Annotated in this window: 12 protein-coding genes; 6 read left to right on the forward strand and 6 right to left on the reverse strand. The window is 69.3% G+C overall.

Annotated features, from left to right (window positions below; translation table 11 throughout):
* Positions 1 to 13: 13 nt before the first annotated feature.
* The 6 genes from ACQGNW_RS00280 (at position 14) to ACQGNW_RS00305 (ending at position 8389) form a co-directional block, all read left to right on the forward strand.
* Positions 14 to 2425, forward strand: a complete 2412-nt coding sequence (locus ACQGNW_RS00280; protein ID WP_426661059.1) for an alkaline phosphatase family protein — start codon at positions 14 to 16, stop codon at positions 2423 to 2425.
* Positions 2426 to 2466: 41 nt separating this feature from the next.
* Positions 2467 to 3780, forward strand: a complete 1314-nt coding sequence (locus tag ACQGNW_RS00285) for a cytochrome-c peroxidase (protein WP_426661060.1) — start codon at positions 2467 to 2469, stop codon at positions 3778 to 3780.
* A gap of 279 nt (positions 3781 to 4059) precedes the next feature.
* Positions 4060 to 4980 (forward strand): ankyrin repeat domain-containing protein, encoded by a 921-nt coding sequence (locus ACQGNW_RS00290; protein ID WP_426661061.1) that lies wholly within the window; start codon positions 4060 to 4062, stop codon positions 4978 to 4980.
* A gap of 27 nt (positions 4981 to 5007) precedes the next feature.
* Complete coding sequence (locus tag ACQGNW_RS00295) at positions 5008 to 7410, forward strand: Tle-like phospholipase domain-containing protein (RefSeq protein WP_426661062.1); 2403 nt, start codon at positions 5008 to 5010, stop codon at positions 7408 to 7410.
* A gap of 237 nt (positions 7411 to 7647) precedes the next feature.
* Complete coding sequence (locus ACQGNW_RS00300; protein WP_426661063.1) at positions 7648 to 8013, forward strand: DUF3147 family protein; 366 nt, start codon at positions 7648 to 7650, stop codon at positions 8011 to 8013.
* Positions 8014 to 8041: 28 nt separating this feature from the next.
* Positions 8042 to 8389 carry a VOC family protein gene (locus tag ACQGNW_RS00305; protein ID WP_426661064.1) on the forward strand — a complete coding sequence of 116 codons (348 nt, stop codon included), beginning with the start codon at positions 8042 to 8044 and terminating at the stop codon, positions 8387 to 8389.
* 51 nt (positions 8390 to 8440) lie between these two features.
* Here ACQGNW_RS00305 and ilvD read toward each other — a convergent pair whose 3' ends face one another.
* From ilvD to ilvC, 6 genes are all read right to left on the reverse strand, one after another.
* Complete coding sequence (gene ilvD, locus ACQGNW_RS00310) at positions 8441 to 10315, reverse strand: dihydroxy-acid dehydratase (protein ID WP_426661065.1); 1875 nt, start codon at positions 10313 to 10315, stop codon at positions 8441 to 8443.
* 53 nt (positions 10316 to 10368) lie between these two features.
* The gene (ilvA, locus tag ACQGNW_RS00315; RefSeq protein ID WP_426661066.1) at positions 10369 to 11937 is read right to left on the reverse strand and encodes a threonine ammonia-lyase, biosynthetic; all 1569 of its coding nucleotides are present in this window, start codon (positions 11935 to 11937) and stop codon (positions 10369 to 10371) included.
* Entirely contained in the window at positions 11934 to 12215 is a 282-nt protein-coding gene (gene ilvN, locus ACQGNW_RS00320; RefSeq protein ID WP_426661067.1) for an acetolactate synthase small subunit, read from the reverse strand. The genes ilvA and ilvN overlap by 4 nt, the downstream gene beginning before the upstream one ends.
* Before the next feature lie 71 nt (positions 12216 to 12286).
* Entirely contained in the window at positions 12287 to 14086 is a 1800-nt protein-coding gene (gene ilvB, locus ACQGNW_RS00325; RefSeq protein ID WP_426661106.1) for a biosynthetic-type acetolactate synthase large subunit, read from the reverse strand.
* A 129-nt stretch (positions 14087 to 14215) separates the two neighbouring features.
* Positions 14216 to 14557 (reverse strand): VOC family protein, encoded by a 342-nt coding sequence (locus ACQGNW_RS00330; protein ID WP_426661068.1) that lies wholly within the window; start codon positions 14555 to 14557, stop codon positions 14216 to 14218.
* Between the two features lie 67 nt (positions 14558 to 14624).
* A complete protein-coding gene (gene ilvC, locus ACQGNW_RS00335; protein WP_426661069.1) occupies positions 14625 to 15659 on the reverse strand; it encodes a ketol-acid reductoisomerase in 1035 nt (344 codons plus the stop codon).
* Between the last annotated feature and the right edge of the window lie 28 nt (positions 15660 to 15687).

A 15687-nucleotide genomic window follows, 5' to 3' on the forward strand; every position in this document is an offset into this window, starting at 1 on the left:
TTCAGGGATCGCCATGAAACGTCGCCTGTTGCCCCTGGTCCTGCTGTTCGCGCTGGGCGGTTGCGCGCGCGATGCCGCGGTGTCGCATCTCGCCGTCAGCGGGGTGGTCGGCGGCGCGCTGCCGGTGGCGGGTGTGCCGGTCACGGCCACCGACCACGCGGGCCATCGCACGGTGTCCGGCGTGACGGACGCGCAGGGCCGCTACGCGCTGGTGCTCGACGGGCCCGGCCCCTTCGTGCTGACGGCACCGTTCAACGACGACGACGGCACCCCGGCCACCTTGTCCGCCGCCGTGGCGCCCGCGTCGGGCCAGGCATCGGCGGTGGCGAACCTCGACCCGCTCACCACCTTGCAGGCGCAGCGCGCGCTGGGCACGGTGCTGGATGGCGCACCGGACGCGGCGAAGATGGCCGGCCTCGACACCGCGCGCATCGCCGCGGCGGGGCGCGACGTCGCCACCGCGTTCGCGCCGCTGTACGCGGCGTTCCACGTGCCTGCCGACGCGGCGAAGGATCCCGCGGCCGATGCGTCGTTCCACGCCGATGCCGGGAATCCGCTGGGCGCGCTGTTCTCGGTGGTGCACTTCGACGTGCGCCGGGGCAGCGCCAGCATCGGCAGCGATGCCGACCGCGCGGTGGTCTCGGTGCCCGCGCAGGGCGCGCCTTCCGCCGCGGTGCCTGCGCGCGCGGTGGCGTCGGCGCAGGCGCTGGCGCACGGGCCGACCACCACGCCGATCCGGCACGTGATCGTGGTGATCGGCGAGAACCAGACCTTCGACGGTCTGTTCGGCGGCTATGCGCCACCCGCGGGGCAGTCCGTGCGCAACCTGCTGTCCGAAGGCATCATCAAGGCCGACGGCACGCCCGGGCCGCACTTCGCGCTGGCCGCGCAGAGCAAGGCCGCGCCGCTCAAGGTCTACACCCTGCAGCCCGCGCGTGCGGGCCGCTACGCCACGCTGCCCCAGCCGCTGCAGACCGGCGAAATGAATCCGGTGACGTTCCAGAGCGCAGCGGGCGTGCCGGACACGCGTTTCCCCGCCGACCTGCCCAACGGGCCGTTCCAGATCACCCGCTACGTGCCGTACCGCATCGACGGCAAGGACGCCTTGGCGTCGGCGGTGAGGACCGGCGATCCGGTGCACCGCTTCTTCCAGATGTGGCAGCAGACCGGCGGCGACAACGCCAAGCACGACATGTTTGCCTGGGTGGCCGCCAGCACCGGCCAGGGCGGCGACACCCCCGGCGTGAGCCCGGCCAACCCGGAGCAGGGCGGCGAGCTGATGGGCTTCATGAACATGTCGGCCGGCGACGCGCCGCTGTTCGACAGGCTGGCGCGGGACTACGCGCTCAGCGACAACTACCACCAGTCCATCATGGGCGGCACCGGCGCCAACTTCTTCGCCGTCGCCACCGCGGACGTGCCGTTCTTCAACCGGGACGGCAAGGTCGCCGTGCCGCCGGCCAACCAGATCGAAAACCCGGACCCGATGCCGGGCACGGCGGACTTCTACACCCGCGACGGCTACCAGGGCGGCTCCTACGTCGACTGCTCCGACCCCAAGCAGCCGGGCGTGGCGGCGATCCGCGCCTTCCTCGACGCGCGGCACATCGCCAGCAAGTGCGCGCCCGGCGCCTACTACCTGCTGAACAACTACAACCCGCCCTACGACATGGACGGCCGTCCGCAGCCGATCGGCCCGGACAACTACAACTATCCGCCGCAGACCGTGCCCACCATCGCCGAGCTGCTGGCGAAGCACGGGGTGAGCTGGAAGTGGTACACCGGCGGGCGCGACGCGGCGGACGTCGCCGCCGAGGCGGCCGCGCTGCACATGCCGGTGGCGAAGGCGCAGATGCTCCAGTACAACAACATCGGCGATCCGCTGGCGGCCTCCGCCAGGGTGATGGGCGATCCGGCGCTGAAGTCGGGCCTCGCCGGCCTCGCCACGCTCGACAGCGACCTCGCCCACCACACGCTGCCGGCGGTGTCCTTCGTGGTGCCGAAGAACCTCGACAGTGGCCATCCCGGCTATTCGGCGCCGGCCAGCTACGAAGCCTTCCTCAAGGACCTGCTGGCCAAGGTGCAGGCCGACCCGGCGCTGTGGGCGCACACCGCGATCCTGATCACCACCGACGAGGGCGGCGGCCATTTCGACACCGGCTACATCCAGACGCTGGACTTCTTCGGCGATGGCCCGCGCATCGCGATGCTCGCGGTGTCCCCGTATGCGCGCAAGGGCGCGGTCGACCACGCGTACGGCGATCACGCCTCGATATTGAAGTTCATCGAGCGCAACTGGCGTTTGCCGCCGCTGTCGCCGCGCAGCCGCGACAACCTGCCCGACCCGGTGACCGTGGCCGGCCATTCTTACCGGCCGATCAACGGCCCGGCGGTGGGCGACCTGATGTCGATGTTCCGCTTCTGAGCGCTCGCCGCAGCGACGGTCGCCGCAAGGCAGTGGCAGCCATGCGTCTTGTGCGCGGCAAGCGCGACGGGATCGCGCCCGCCATCGTCGCGACGCTGGCCTTGCTCGCCATCGGCCTTGCGGGCGCCTGCCTGCCGGCCGCAGCGCGCGGGCCGGCTGCCGAAGCACCGCAGGCAGCGCGCGATGCCGCCATCCGCCGCTGGGTGCGCTATCCGCCGGTGCCGTCGCGCCTGAGTCCGCAGGCCGAGCTGGGCAGGCAACTGTTCTTCGATACCGCGTTGTCCGGCTCCGGGCGGATGTCCTGCGCCAGTTGCCACGACCCCGCGCATGCCTATGGCCCGCCGAATGGTCGCGCGGTACAACCGGGCGGCAGGGACCTTCGCCACGCGGGCACGCGCGCGGTGCCCTCGCTGCGCTACCTCGACCACACGCCGCTCTTCAGCCTCAACGCATTCATCCCCGGCTCCGCAGACGCCGAATACGAAGGCCCCAGCGGCGGCTTCGACCGCGACGGCGCGGCGGCCTCGCGCCAGCAGCAGGCCGCCGGGCCGCTGCTCGATCCCAGCGAAATGGCCAACGCGTCGCCCGCCGCGGTGGTTGCCGCGGTGCGCGACGGCGCCTATGCGCAGCAGTTCGCGCAGGTCTTCGGTGCCGACGTGTTCCGCCATCCGCGGCAGGTGTTCGACGATATCGGCACGGCGCTGCAGGCCTTCCAGGCCGAGGACCCGAGCTTCCACCCCTACACCAGCAAGTTCGACGCGGTGATGTCCGGCCACGCGCGCTTCACGGCGCAGGAGCTGCGCGGCTACGCGCTGTTCAACGACCCGAAGAAAGGGAATTGCGCCTCGTGCCACATCGACGTGCCCGGCCCCGGTGGCCGACCGGCGGCGTTCACCGACTACGCCTACGAGGCGCTGGGCGTGCCGCGCAATCCGCAGATCCCGGCCAACAGCAACCCGCACTACTACGACATGGGACTATGCGGCCCCAGGCGGCATGATCTCGCGAAGCAGACGCCGTACTGCGGCATGTTCAAGACGCCGACCCTGCGCAACGTCGCCACACGCCACGTGTTCTTCCACAACGGCTACTTCCACACGCTGGACGCGATGATGCACTTCTACGTCGAGCGCGACACCGACCCGCGCAAGTGGTATCCGGTGGTGCGCGGCAAGGTGCAGAAATTCGACGACCTGCCGCCGCGCTACCGCGCCAACGTCGACCGCAGCAACGCGCCGATGGACCGCAGGCAGGGCGGCAAGCCCGCACTCGACGCGCGCGAGATCGCCGACGTCATCGCCTTCCTGAAGACGCTGGACGACGGATATTCCGACAAGGCGGGCGGAGTGCCGTAACCATTCGGTATGTGCGGGTTGCGATATCACCGTGCCGGGAAGCGCGCCGTATGTGTCTGTGTTGCGGTGCCTGGCGTAAGATCGTCACCCACAAGCACCATCACCATGGAGCGGCGATATGGTTCAAGCCTTCGATTTCATCAAGCGCAAGGCCGCGGCTGCGCATCTGGGATACCTGGTGCCACGGGCACAAGCATCGACATGAAAGCCAGCGACGCCTGCGCCGCGAAACAGCAAGGGCCATCATGATCGCGTGACTGAAAACAAGGGAGCTGTTTGATGAAGCCAAGACACTGGATCGGTCTATGCGCGCTGGCGCTGCTGTTCGCCGGTTGCAGCCAACCTGGATCGGACGACACAGGCAGCGCTTCGACTGCCGCGCCGGGCCGGCTGGCCGGTTGGTACTCCGTGGAGAAGGCCTTCAAGGATCCGCAGGCGCAGGCGCTGGCCCGCGCGGCGCAGGACAACAATGTCGCCGAAGTGCGGCGGTTGATGAAGGACGAGCACGTCAATCCGGACGTGCTGTTCAGCGACGACGGCGCGCGCACGCCGCTGGTGGCGTGGCCTGTGCTGACCCGAAGCCTGGCGGGCCTGAAGGCGATGCTGGACAACGGTGCCAACCCCAATGCGCGCGATCCGAAGACGAAGCAAGAGTGCGTTGGCACTTTCGGATGCGAAACCTTTCACGTTTACGACAACGCCATGGTTTACGCCGCCAAGGCCGAAGACCCGGCCTATCTTCAAGCATTGCTGGAGCACGGTGGCGATCCCAATACGCGCAACATCGATCAGGAGTCGCTGTTGTTCGGGGCCTACATCTGGCACAACCAGTGGCCGAACGTGCAGGTGCTGGTGGAGCATGGGGCAGACGTCAATGCGACGACCCAGGGGGCAACCATCCTTGGGGATTACACTCGTGAAGGCGACTTCAAGAAAGCCTATTGGCTGCTCCAGCGGGGAGCCAACCCGAAAGCACTCGATCCTTCCTACAAGCCACGTGCCGATGAAGTGGTCGACTACCTGATGGTGGACGACATTTACTGGTATCCCGCCAAACCGGATTTCATCGACGCCCAGCGGCAGTGCCAACATTGGCTGCGGGACCGTGGCATCGGGCGACCGCCAATGTCCAAATATTATCGTGAGATGCGCAAGCGCGTAGGAGCGCCTACCGAAGAAAAAGACATTCCTCTGCTGTAACCCACCCACAGATCAAGGAGCGACCTGATGCCTACCGAACTCGAACGCGAGCAAGCCGAACTGCAGCAACTACGCGGGGATGGCGACGCTGCCGCACAGCGCGAAGCGGACCAGTTGCAGAAGCTCTACCACGACCGCCAGATGGATAGTTTGGCCAAAGACGTGTACCACGTTGCCGCGGGGGACAAGGGTGGGCCGCCAGCCGGCTGGACACGGCTGAGCGAGCATCCGGAGTCGATGACACAGTATGCGGGGCGGTTGAATATTCCGGCAGCGGAATTGCGACGCACCTTGCACCCCGATGATTCGGGCTTCCGTGCCGAAATTTACCTGCCCGACGCCGCCCTGCAACGGGCGGGCTACCAGCCCACGCTTGCGTTCAAGGGCTCCTCCGGCAAGGTGAAGACGTCCGATGGCCAGACGCACGACACCACGGCGGAAGATTTCGGCGCCAACAACTTTCCGCAATCGGTCGGTCTGGAGACTGACTACTACGACCGTGCGATGAGTTTGGGCTACCAGCTAAAGCAAAATGGGGTGAACTTCGAAACCACCGGCCATAGCTTGGCCGGCGGAATGGCCGCGGCCGTTGCCGCGGTGACCGGCACGCACGCCACCACTTTCAACGCCGCCGGCCTCAATCCCGTCACCACCGAACGTTTCGCCAGGCAACACCCGGGTGTGGTGGTGTCCCACGACCTGCATCGCCTGATCACCAACTACCAGGTGCAGGGCGAGCTGCTCAGCGACGGCGTGCAGAACAACATCCACGACATGGACGCGCTGCGTCGCATGGAACTGGGCGCCACCCTGAAGGAGACCTGCGACATCCTGCAGCGGGTGCCGGAGGCGAACGCCCTGCTGAGGCGGAAGCTGAGCGAAGGCATGGATGCCAGGTACGCATCCTATGCTCCCGCGGCGGTGAGTGCGTTCGTGGACAAGGTCGCCACCGGCAACGTGGATCAGATGCTCCGCGACCTGCCATTGGCGGCCGGCGAGCAGCACGTGGTGACGGCGATGACGCGCGATGGCCACGGCAACCTGGTGCCGCGCGTGCAGGTGACCAGCCTGCCGGAAACCACCCGGCTGGCCGCGCCGGTGCTGGAGTCGCTGGCGATGGTGTCCGCCGGCGCGCGGTTCGGCGAACGCGGTGGCGAAGCGATGGCGGCCGGCGGACACCTGGAAGCTCAGGGGCTGCATGCCGCAGGGCGTGGTCTGGACGGCGGTGCGAATGCCTTGGGTAGCGGCGTCCATGCAGTAACGCAGGCTGAAGCTGCCGTGGCGCAGGCGGGCGAGCACGCCATCGGCGCCACGCTGGCACACGCGCGCATCGCGCAGGCCGAACTGACGGCGCAGGTCGATGAGGGACTGGGCCGGGTCAGGCAGTGGAGCGCCGACTTCGATGCGGCGCTGCTGCGAGGTACGGGTCATCTGCTACCCGAACAGGCGCAGCACGCCGCACAGGTCGCCGCCACACGGCTGGAACAGGCGGGCGTGGAAGCCCATCGTCAGGGCGCGATGGCCGCCGCGGCCGATCGCCAGGCAGGTCGGACCGATGCCATGGCGATCCACAGTGTCACTCGTGCGCTGGAAACAGCCACCGGTCGGGACGCAGAGGCTTACGGCGCCGCGCAGCAGGCCGTGATCGACGGCGCCGGCCACCAAGTGCATGGGGGACTGGACGCTGCCGCGCGCGGGATCGAAGACGCGACCCGGGCCGCACCGGCCGCATTTGGCACGGCCGGTGCGGTTGCCGGCCTGGGCATGGCGGGTGCGGTGGAACTGACGCCGGGCAACTTCCCGCGCCTGTTCGCCGCCGCCCAGGCCGGCCGCGCCGTCGCCGGCGGCAATGCGGTCGAGGCGTTCGAGCGTCATCTGATGGATACCATGACGCCGAGCCTGGATGCGCATATCGTGGCGAAGGAAAAGCAGGCGTTGCGGATGTTGCAGCACGATGCTCCGGCCCGAGCCGCCGAACCGGAAGTGCCCGGCGCTGCGCACCGGCAGCAAACGCGAAACGGCGTGGCAGCATGCGAGGCGCCATTGACGGCGCCGGCCGTGCCGGACCCTGCGCGCGATGATCCACGCCATCCTGCCAATGCCGACCACGCGCTCTATCAGGAATTGCGCGAACGCATCCCTGACGCCGGCGAAAAGCGCCTGCTGCAGTTCACCGCGGCCTGCCATGCGGGCGGACTCGACCACCGCAACCTCGGTCTGATCGCCTACGACGAACATCGCGGCGTCATGTATTTCATGCCTGCCGCGGAACCCAGGCCGCCCGTCGCGGTGGACGTGAAAGCACCCTCGCCCGAACCGCAGCAGTCGATTCAACATATCCAGCAGGCTGATCAGTTGCAGGCCCATATCCATGCCTTGGCCCAGGCCCACGGCACGCAGATGGGCCAACAGCAGGTTCCGGGTCCATGAGCGACATCTGGCGCGGAACGGCCTGACACCGCTGACGTCGCATGCCTCCGGGCACGGGAAGGTGCGCGCGGAGCAGGGTCGCTAGCCGGGCGATGCGGGACAGCACCGGCGCGGCCGATGGTCCGTCAGGGTGGCGGCACGGGCCAGTTGCCGCAATGGCAATCGGCAAGTTCCTGGTGTCTGGCAAGGTGTCGCCTTCATGCCGGTGACGCTCTACGATGTGTTTCCCCAAGAGCGGTGAGTGACGAAACCATGCTGCAATACGCGTTCAAGGTCATTGTCTCGGCGCTCGTCATCGTGGTCGTGTCGGAGCTCGGGAAACGCAGTTCGTTCTGGGGCGCGCTGCTCACGTCCTTGCCGCTGACGTCGCTGATGGCGTTCATCTGGATCTGGCGCGACACGGGCAACGTCGCGGCCATCGCTTCGCTGTCGCACGGCATCTTCTGGATGGTGATCGCCTCGCTGCCGCTGTTCCTGGTATTGCCGGCGCTGCTCAGGAACGGAGTGGCGTTCTGGCCAGCACTGGGGCTTTCCTGTGTTGTCGTCATCGGCATGTATTTCGCGCTGACGCGGGTGCTGGAGCGCTTCGGCGTGCGCCTCTGAGATTCCACGCAACTCCTGGGGAGCCGCCATGCCCACGTCGCTCGATCATGTCGCCCTGGTGGTGCGCGACCCCGCGCGCAGCGCGTCGTTGTTCGCGCAGTTGTTCGACGACGCGCGGGTGCAGCCCGGCGCGGGCGATCACGACACGCTGGTCTGGCTGGGTGGCGTGTGCCTGGTGCTGGTGCGCGGCACGCCGCAGGCCGCGCGCAACGGCGATCACATCGCCTTCGCGGTGGACCAGGCCGAGTTCGCGCGTTGTGCGGAGCGCCTGCGCGCGGCGGGTATCGAATGCCTGATGGCGCGCGGCGACAGCGCGCTGTATTTCGACGACTACGACAACCACGTGTTCGAGCTGGACGTGATGGCAGCCGGCTGACGGTGCGCCACGACGCCATGCCGGTCTTGGCTGGCGCATGGCATCGCGCTGTCAGGCCGGTGTTTCGCCGGCGTGTGCCGTGCCCAGCCGGCCGAGATCGCGCACCGCGCCGTTCGCCGCGTTCGAGGCCATCGCCGCGTAGGCCTGCAAGGCCACCGAAACCGGACGCGCACGGTTCGCCGGCTTCCATGCGCTGCGGCCGCGCGCGTCCATCGCGGCGCGGCGAGCGGCGAGCGCTTCTTCCGGCAGGTCGAGGCGGATGCTGCGGTGGGGGATGTCGATGGCGATGGGGTCGCCGTCCTCGACCAGCGCGATCAGGCCACCCTCGGCGGCTTCCGGCGAGACATGGCCGATGGAGAGGCCGGCGGTGCCGCCGGAAAAGCGGCCGTCGGTGATCAGTGCACAGGCCTTGCCCAGCCCCTTCGACTTCAGATAGCTGGTGGGGTAGAGCATCTCCTGCATGCCGGGGCCGCCGCGCGGGCCTTCGTAGCGGATCACCACCACGTCGCCGGCCTTCACCTTGTTGCCGAGGATGCCGCTCACCGCGGCCTCCTGGCTTTCGTATACCCTGGCCGTGCCGTGGAACACGAGGATGGATTCGTCCACGCCGGCGGTCTTCACGATGCAGCCTTCCGGCGCGAGGTTGCCGAACAGGATGGCAAGGCCGCCGTCCTGGCTGAAGGGATGTTCGGCAGAGCGGATCACGCCGTGCTCGCGGTCGGTGTCCAGCGTCTCCCAGCGCGCGGACTGGCTGAAGGCGACCTGGGTGGGCACGTTGCCGGGGGCGGCGCGGTAGAAGTGCTGCGTGGCTTCGTCGCTGCTGCGCCGGATGTCCCACTGCGCCAGCGCGTCGCCCAGCGTGGGCGCGTGCACAGTGGGGCGGGTGGTGTCGATGAGTCCCGCGCGGTCCAGCTCGCCCAGGATGCCCATGATGCCGCCGGCGCGATGCACGTCTTCCATGTGCACGTCGGCCTTGGACGGCGCCACCTTGCACAGGCAGGGCACGCGGCGCGAGAGGCGGTCGATGTCGGCCATGGTGAACTCCACGCCGCCCTCGCGCGCGGCGGCGAGCAGATGCAGCACGGTATTGGTGGAGCCGCCCATCGCGATGTCGAGGCTCATCGCGTTCTCGAACGCGGCGCGGTCGGCGATGCCGCGCGGCAGCGCGCTGGCGTCGTCCTCTTCGTACCAGCGGCGGGCGAGCTCGACGACCAGGCGCCCGGCGCGGCGGAACAGCTGCTCGCGGTCGGCGTGCGTGGCCAGCACCGAGCCGTTGCCGGGCAACGCCAGGCCCAGCGCCTCGGTGAGGCAGTTCATCGAGTTGGCGGTGAACATGCCGGAGCAGGAGCCACAGGTGGGGCAGGCCGAGCGCTCCAGCGTCGCCACCTCGGCGTCGCTGTAGCTGTCGTCGGCGGCGGCCACCATCGCGTCGATCAGGTCCAGTGCCTTCCTCGCGCCCTTCACCACCGCCTTGCCCGATTCCATCGGTCCGCCGGAAACGAACACGGCAGGGATGTTCAGCCGCATCGCGGCCATCAGCATGCCGGGGGTGATCTTGTCGCAGTTCGAGATGCACACCAGCGCGTCGGCGCAGTGCGCGTTGGCCATGTATTCCACACTGTCGGCGATCAGCTCACGCGAGGGCAGCGAGTACAGCATGCCGCCGTGGCCCATCGCGATGCCGTCGTCCACCGCGATGGTGTTGAACTCCTTGGCCACGCCGCCGGCGGCTTCGATCTCGCGCGCCACCAGCTGGCCGAGGTCCTTCAGGTGCACATGGCCGGGCACGAACTGGGTGAAGCTGTTGGCCACCGCGATGATGGGCTTGCCGAAATCCCCGTCCTTCATGCCGGTGGCGCGCCACAGGCTGCGCGCGCCCGCCATGTTGCGGCCGTGGGTGCTGGTGCGGGAACGGTAGGCAGGCATGCGGTTCGTGCTCCGTGGTTCTATGGGGATGTTCGGTGCGGATGTCGGTGGCGTCAGCTGCGCAGCAGCAGCCGGTAGGCGGCGTTGTCGCTCTCGTCGCAATGCGGGTAGCCAAGTGTCGCGAGGAAACGGCGCAGCGCGGCCTGTTCGTCGGCCGGCGCCTGGATGCCGACCAGGATACGGCCGTGGTCGGCGCCGTGATTGCGGTAGTGGAACAGGCTGATGTTCCAGTCCGGGTGCAGTTGCGCGAGGAAGTCGGGCAGCGCGCCGGGGCGCTCGGGGAAGTCGAAGCGGTACAGCCGCTCGTCCTGCGCCAGCGGCGAGCGTCCGCCCACCATGTGGCGCAGGTGCAGCTTGGCCAGCTCGTCGTCGCTGAGGTCGAGCACGGCAAAGCCCTGCGCGCGGAACGCGGCGGCCAGCGCGGCGCGCTCGTCGCGGCTGGCGGTCTGCACGCCCACGAAGATGTGCGCCTGCCGCGCGTCACCGATGCGGTAGTTGAACTCGGTGATGCCGTGCCGGCCCAGCGCGGCGCAGAAGCGGCGGAAGCTGCCGCGCTCCTCGGGGATGGTCACCGCGAACAGCGCCTCGCGCTGTTCGCCGGCCTCGGCGCGCTCGGCCACGAAGCGCAGCCGTTCGAAGTTCATGTTCGCGCCGGAGACGATCGCGGCCAGCGTGGCGCCCTGCAGCCCGTGCGCGGCGACGTACTGCTTCAGCCCCGCCAGCGCCAGCGCGCCGGAGGGCTCGGGCACGCTGCGGGTCTCCTGGTAGACGTCGCGCATTGCGGCACACAGCGCGTCGCCGTCCACGCGCAGCACCTCGTCCACGTGGCGGCGGCAGAGCTCGAAGGTGAGCGCGCCAACCTGCTTCACCGCGGTGCCGTCGGCGAAGAGGCCCACCTCGGGCAGCGTCACGCGCGCGCCGGCTTCCAGCGAGCGCGCCATCGCATCGGAGTCGGCCGCCTGCACGCCGATCACCTTCGTCTGCGGCGACAGCGCCTTGACGTAGCCGGCCACGCCGGCGAGCAGCCCGCCACCGCCCACCGGCACGAACACCGCGTCGGGCGGCGTCGACGACTGGCGCAGCAGTTCCATGCCTACCGTGGCCTGGCCGGCGATCACGTCGAGGTCGTCGAAGGGATGCACGAACACCAGGCCGCGCTCGGCCTCGATGCGCGCGGCCGCGGCCTGCGCGTCGCTGTACGAGTCGCCGGCGAGCAGCACCTCGACGAAGTCGCCGCCGAAGCGGCGCACCGCGTCCACCTTCACCAGTGGTGCGGTCACCGGCATCACGATCACCGCGCGGATGCCGAGCCTCGCCGCCGCCAGCGCCACGCCCTGCGCGTGGTTGCCGGCGGAGGCGGCGATCACGCCGTTCGCCAGCTCGGCGGCACCCAGCGCAGCCATCCTGTTGTACGCGCCGCGCAGCTTGAACGAGAACACCGGCTGCAGGTCCTCGCGCTTCAGCAGCACGCGGTTGCCCAGGCGCGCGGAGAGCAGTTCGGCGGGTTCCAGCGGCGTCTCGCGCGCCACCTCGTACACGCGCGCGGCCAGCGTGCGGCGCAGCAGGTCCAGCCCGGACGGCGCCTCGTCGGCTGTCGCCGGCGTGGCGAGGCGTGCGTTCATGCCGGCGTGGCGGTGGCCAGGCGGCTGCCGTCGCGGCTGCCCACCAGCGACAGGCTGCTCGCGTCCAGCACGTCCACCAGCTTGCGCAGCTGGCGCAGGATCTGTTCCAGCGTGCCCTCGTCGCCGTGCATCACCAGGGTGAGCTGCGACATCGCCGGGTCGTGGGTGGTCGCCACGGTGAGTGCGTCGATGTTGACGTGGCGCGCGGCGAACAGGCCCGCCACGCGCACCAGTGCGCCGGATTCGTTTTGCAGCAGGATGGACAGGGTGTGTCTCATGGCAACGCTCCGCATGCAGCGACGTGAACCTTCGTGGATGGAACCGTGCGCCCCGAGGGGGACGGGGAAACTCAGAACATCGACGTGGCCGGAGCCGCGCCGGTTGCGGCCGGCGCCTCGCTGCGCGAGGCGATGAACTCGCCGGTGATCATCTGCGCGTAGGTGGCGCCAGGTCCCACCATCGGATACACGCCGGCATCGGGGTCGATCACCACCTCCAGGAAGGCCGGACCGGGGCAGGCAAGGAAGTCGGCGATGGTGGACTCCAGCTGTGCCTTGTCGTCCAGCCGGCGTGCCCAGGCGAAACCGTCGGCCTGTGCGGCGAGCACGAAGTCCTTCTTGTGCAGGCTCTTGTCCGAGGCGGCGAAGCGGCGGCCGAAGTACAGCTTCTGCCACTGCCGCACCATGCCGTCGCCGCTGTTGTTGAGCACCACGATCTTCAGCGGCAGGCCGTAGGTGGTGACGGTCTCCAGCTCGCCGAGGTTCATGCGGATGCTGGCGTCGCCGTCGATGTCGATCACCAGCGCATCGGGCTGGGCGAACTGCGCGCCGACCGCGGCGGGCAGGCCGAAGCCCATCGTGCCCATCGAACCGGAGGTGAGCCATTGCCGCGGCGCGCGGAAGTCGAAGTACTGCGCCGCCCACATCTGGTGCTGGCCCACGCCGGTGCTGACCACGGCGCGGCCCCTGGCATGGCGGTTGATCGCCTCGATCACCGCCTGTGGCTGGATCAGCGGGTTCGCGCGGTCCCAGTCCATCGCGTGCGCCCGTTTCAGCGCGGCGACGTGGGCGTGCCAGTCGTCCAGCGCGGGGCGGATGCCGCGACCCTGGCCGTAGCGGGTCAGCCGTTCCAGCGCGACGCGCAGCGGGCCCACGTGCTGCCAGTCCACCGCCTTCACCTTGCCGATTTCGGCGGGGTCGATGTCGATCTGCGCGATGAACTTCGCGCGCGGCGCGAACTTCGCGGGCACGCCGGCCACGCGGTCGTCGAAGCGCGCACCCAACGCGAGCACGAAGTCGCAGTCCTCCACCGCATAGTTCGCATAGGCGGTGCCGTGCATGCCCAGCATGTGCAGCGCCAGCGGCTCGGTGCTGTCGAATGCGCCCAGACCCATCAGGGTGGTGGTGACCGGCAGGCCGAACGCGTCGGCGAACACGCGCAGTGCCACCGCGGCCTCCGCCGCGATCACGCCGCCGCCGGCGTAGACCAGCGGGCGCTTCGCCTGCATCAGCGCGTCGAAGAACGCGGCGCAGGCCGCATCGTCCAGTCGCGCTTCCTCCACCGCGCGCAGCCGTGCGCGGTAACCGGGAATGGGCAGGCGGCAGGCGCCGTCGAAACGCAGCGTGGCGTTCTGCACGTCCTTGGGCACGTCCACCACCACCGGGCCGGGGCGGCCGCTGCGCGCGATCTCGAACGCGGTGCGCAGCGTGGCTTCCAGCTGCGCGACGTCGGTGACCAGGAACACGTGCTTGGCGCAGGCGCCCATGATGTTGCTGACCGGCGCCTCCTGGAACGCGTCGCTGCCCAGCGACGAGGTGGGCACCTGGCCGCAGATCGCCACCAGCGGGATCGAGTCGGCCATCGCGTCGCGCACCGGCGTCACCATGTTGGTGGCGCCGGGGCCGGAGGTGACGATGGCCACGCCCACCTTGCCCGAGGCGCGTGCATAGCCCGCGGCCATGAAGCCGGCGCCCTGCTCGTTGGCGGGCACCACCAGCGGCATCGGCTCGCGGCCTTCGGCCGAAGCGTGGTCGGCGTTGTAGCGGAACACGGCGTCGTACACCGGCAGGATCGCGCCGCCGGAATAGCCGAACAGCACGCCGGTGCCTTCGTCGGCCAGTACCTGCACGATCGCCTCGGCACCGGTCATGGCGTGGCCGGCGAGCGGGTGCAGGTGGATGGCGGGGGCCGCATGGGCGGTCTGCGTGGTGGCGGTCACGGCGGATTCCTGGTGGATGGGCGGGGCTCCGCTCCCCTGCGTGCAGGGGAGGGAGACGAGTCAGTTGCGGATCAGCTCGCGCTCGACGGCGGGATGCACCGGCACGCCGAAGGTGGCGATGATCTGCAGGTCCTGCTCCAGCGTGGAGAAGCGCTCCCATGCGATGCCGTTCACGTCGGTGCTGCTGCTGAAGCCCGGCGCGTCGTCGTCCTCGAAGCCGAGCTGGCAGATCTGGCCGGCCTTCTCGGGTTGCTGGCGGATCGAGAAGTTGAGGATGTCGGTGCGCCACATCGCGTAGATGCCGTAGACCAGGGCCTGCGGCGGCTGGCCCAGGCGCTTGCTGTAGTCGGCGATGGAGGCGTCCAGGTCGGCGACGGCCAGGGCGATATGGAAGCGTTTCATGGCGTACCTCGTGTTGCTCGCGATGCGTGGTGGAAGGGGCCGCGCGGCGCGCGGCCCGGCGCCGGCGTCAGCCGACCTTCTTCAGCGGTTCGGCGGCCGGCTTCGGCGTGCCGGCCTGCAGCCAGGGCATGCGGGCGCGCAGCTTTGCGCCCACCTGCTCGACCGGATGCTCCAGGTCGGCCTGCTTGAACTTCTTGTAGTTCGGCAGGCCGGCGTTGTACTCGGCGATCCAGTTGCGCGCGAAGGTGCCGTCCTGGATGTCCTTCAGCACGCCCTGCATGCGCTGCTTCACGCCGGCGTCGATCACGCGCGGGCCGCTGACGTAGTCGCCGTACTGCGCGGTCTCGGAGACGAACTCCAGCATCTTGGTGATGCCGCCCTCGTAGAACAGGTCGACGATCAGCTTCAGCTCGTGCAGCACTTCGTAGTAGGCGATCTCGGGCTGGTAGCCGGCTTCCACCAGGGTCTCGAAGCCGGCCTGCACCAGCGACGAGGCGCCGCCGCACAGCACGGCCTGCTCGCCGAACAGGTCCGTCTCGGTCTCTTCCTTGAAGTCGGTCTTGATCAGCATCGCGCGGCCGCCGCCGATGCCGTCGGCATAGGCGTGCGCCTTCGCCTCGGCCTGGCCCGACACGTCCTGGTGCACCGCCCAGATGCACGGCACGCCGCGGCCGCGCTCGTACTCGGTGCGCACCAGCGCACCGGGGCCCTTCGGCGCCACCAGGATCACGTCGATGTCCTTGCGCGGGTCGATCTGCTTGAAGTGCACGTTGAAGCCGTGCGCGAACAGCAGCGCGGCGCCGGGCTTGATGTTCGGCTCGATCGCTTCCTTGTACAGCCTGGGCTGCACCATGTCGGGGGTCAGCACGGCGACCAGGTCGGCGCCCTTCACCGCCTCGCCCGGCTCGGCCACGGCGAAGCCCTCGGCGCGCGCCTTCTCCCACGAGGGGCCGCCCTTGCGCAGGCCGACCACCACGTCGAGACCGGAGTCGCGCAGGTTGAGGGCGTGGGCGCGGCCCTGGCTGCCGAAGCCGAGGACAGCGATGCGGGCCTTGGCCAGCGTGTCGTTGGTGGTGTGCGTGCTGTTTGAGGTCGGGCTCATGCGGTGACTCCTTCGTTGGCGGTGACGT

The sequence above is a fragment of the Rhodanobacter aciditrophus genome, assembly GCF_050026795.1.
GTDB lineage: Bacteria > Pseudomonadota > Gammaproteobacteria > Xanthomonadales > Rhodanobacteraceae > Rhodanobacter_A.

Coding starts and splice junctions, on each gene's coding strand:
- ACQGNW_RS00280 (WP_426661059.1), top strand. CDS start 14: ATGAAACGTCGCCTGTTGCCCCTGGTCCTGCTGTTCGCGCTGGGCGGT.
- ACQGNW_RS00285 (WP_426661060.1), top strand. CDS start 2,467: ATGCGTCTTGTGCGCGGCAAGCGCGACGGGATCGCGCCCGCCATCGTC.
- ACQGNW_RS00290 (WP_426661061.1), top strand. CDS start 4,060: ATGAAGCCAAGACACTGGATCGGTCTATGCGCGCTGGCGCTGCTGTTC.
- ACQGNW_RS00295 (WP_426661062.1), top strand. CDS start 5,008: ATGCCTACCGAACTCGAACGCGAGCAAGCCGAACTGCAGCAACTACGC.
- ACQGNW_RS00305 (WP_426661064.1), top strand. CDS start 8,042: ATGCCCACGTCGCTCGATCATGTCGCCCTGGTGGTGCGCGACCCCGCG.
- ilvD (WP_426661065.1), bottom strand. CDS start 10,315: ATGCCTGCCTACCGTTCCCGCACCAGCACCCACGGCCGCAACATGGCG.
- ilvA (WP_426661066.1), bottom strand. CDS start 11,937: ATGAACGCACGCCTCGCCACGCCGGCGACAGCCGACGAGGCGCCGTCC.
- ilvN (WP_426661067.1), bottom strand. CDS start 12,215: ATGAGACACACCCTGTCCATCCTGCTGCAAAACGAATCCGGCGCACTG.
- ilvB (WP_426661106.1), bottom strand. CDS start 14,086: ATGACCGGTGCCGAGGCGATCGTGCAGGTACTGGCCGACGAAGGCACC.
- ACQGNW_RS00330 (WP_426661068.1), bottom strand. CDS start 14,557: ATGAAACGCTTCCATATCGCCCTGGCCGTCGCCGACCTGGACGCCTCC.
- ilvC (WP_426661069.1), bottom strand. CDS start 15,659: ATGAGCCCGACCTCAAACAGCACGCACACCACCAACGACACGCTGGCC.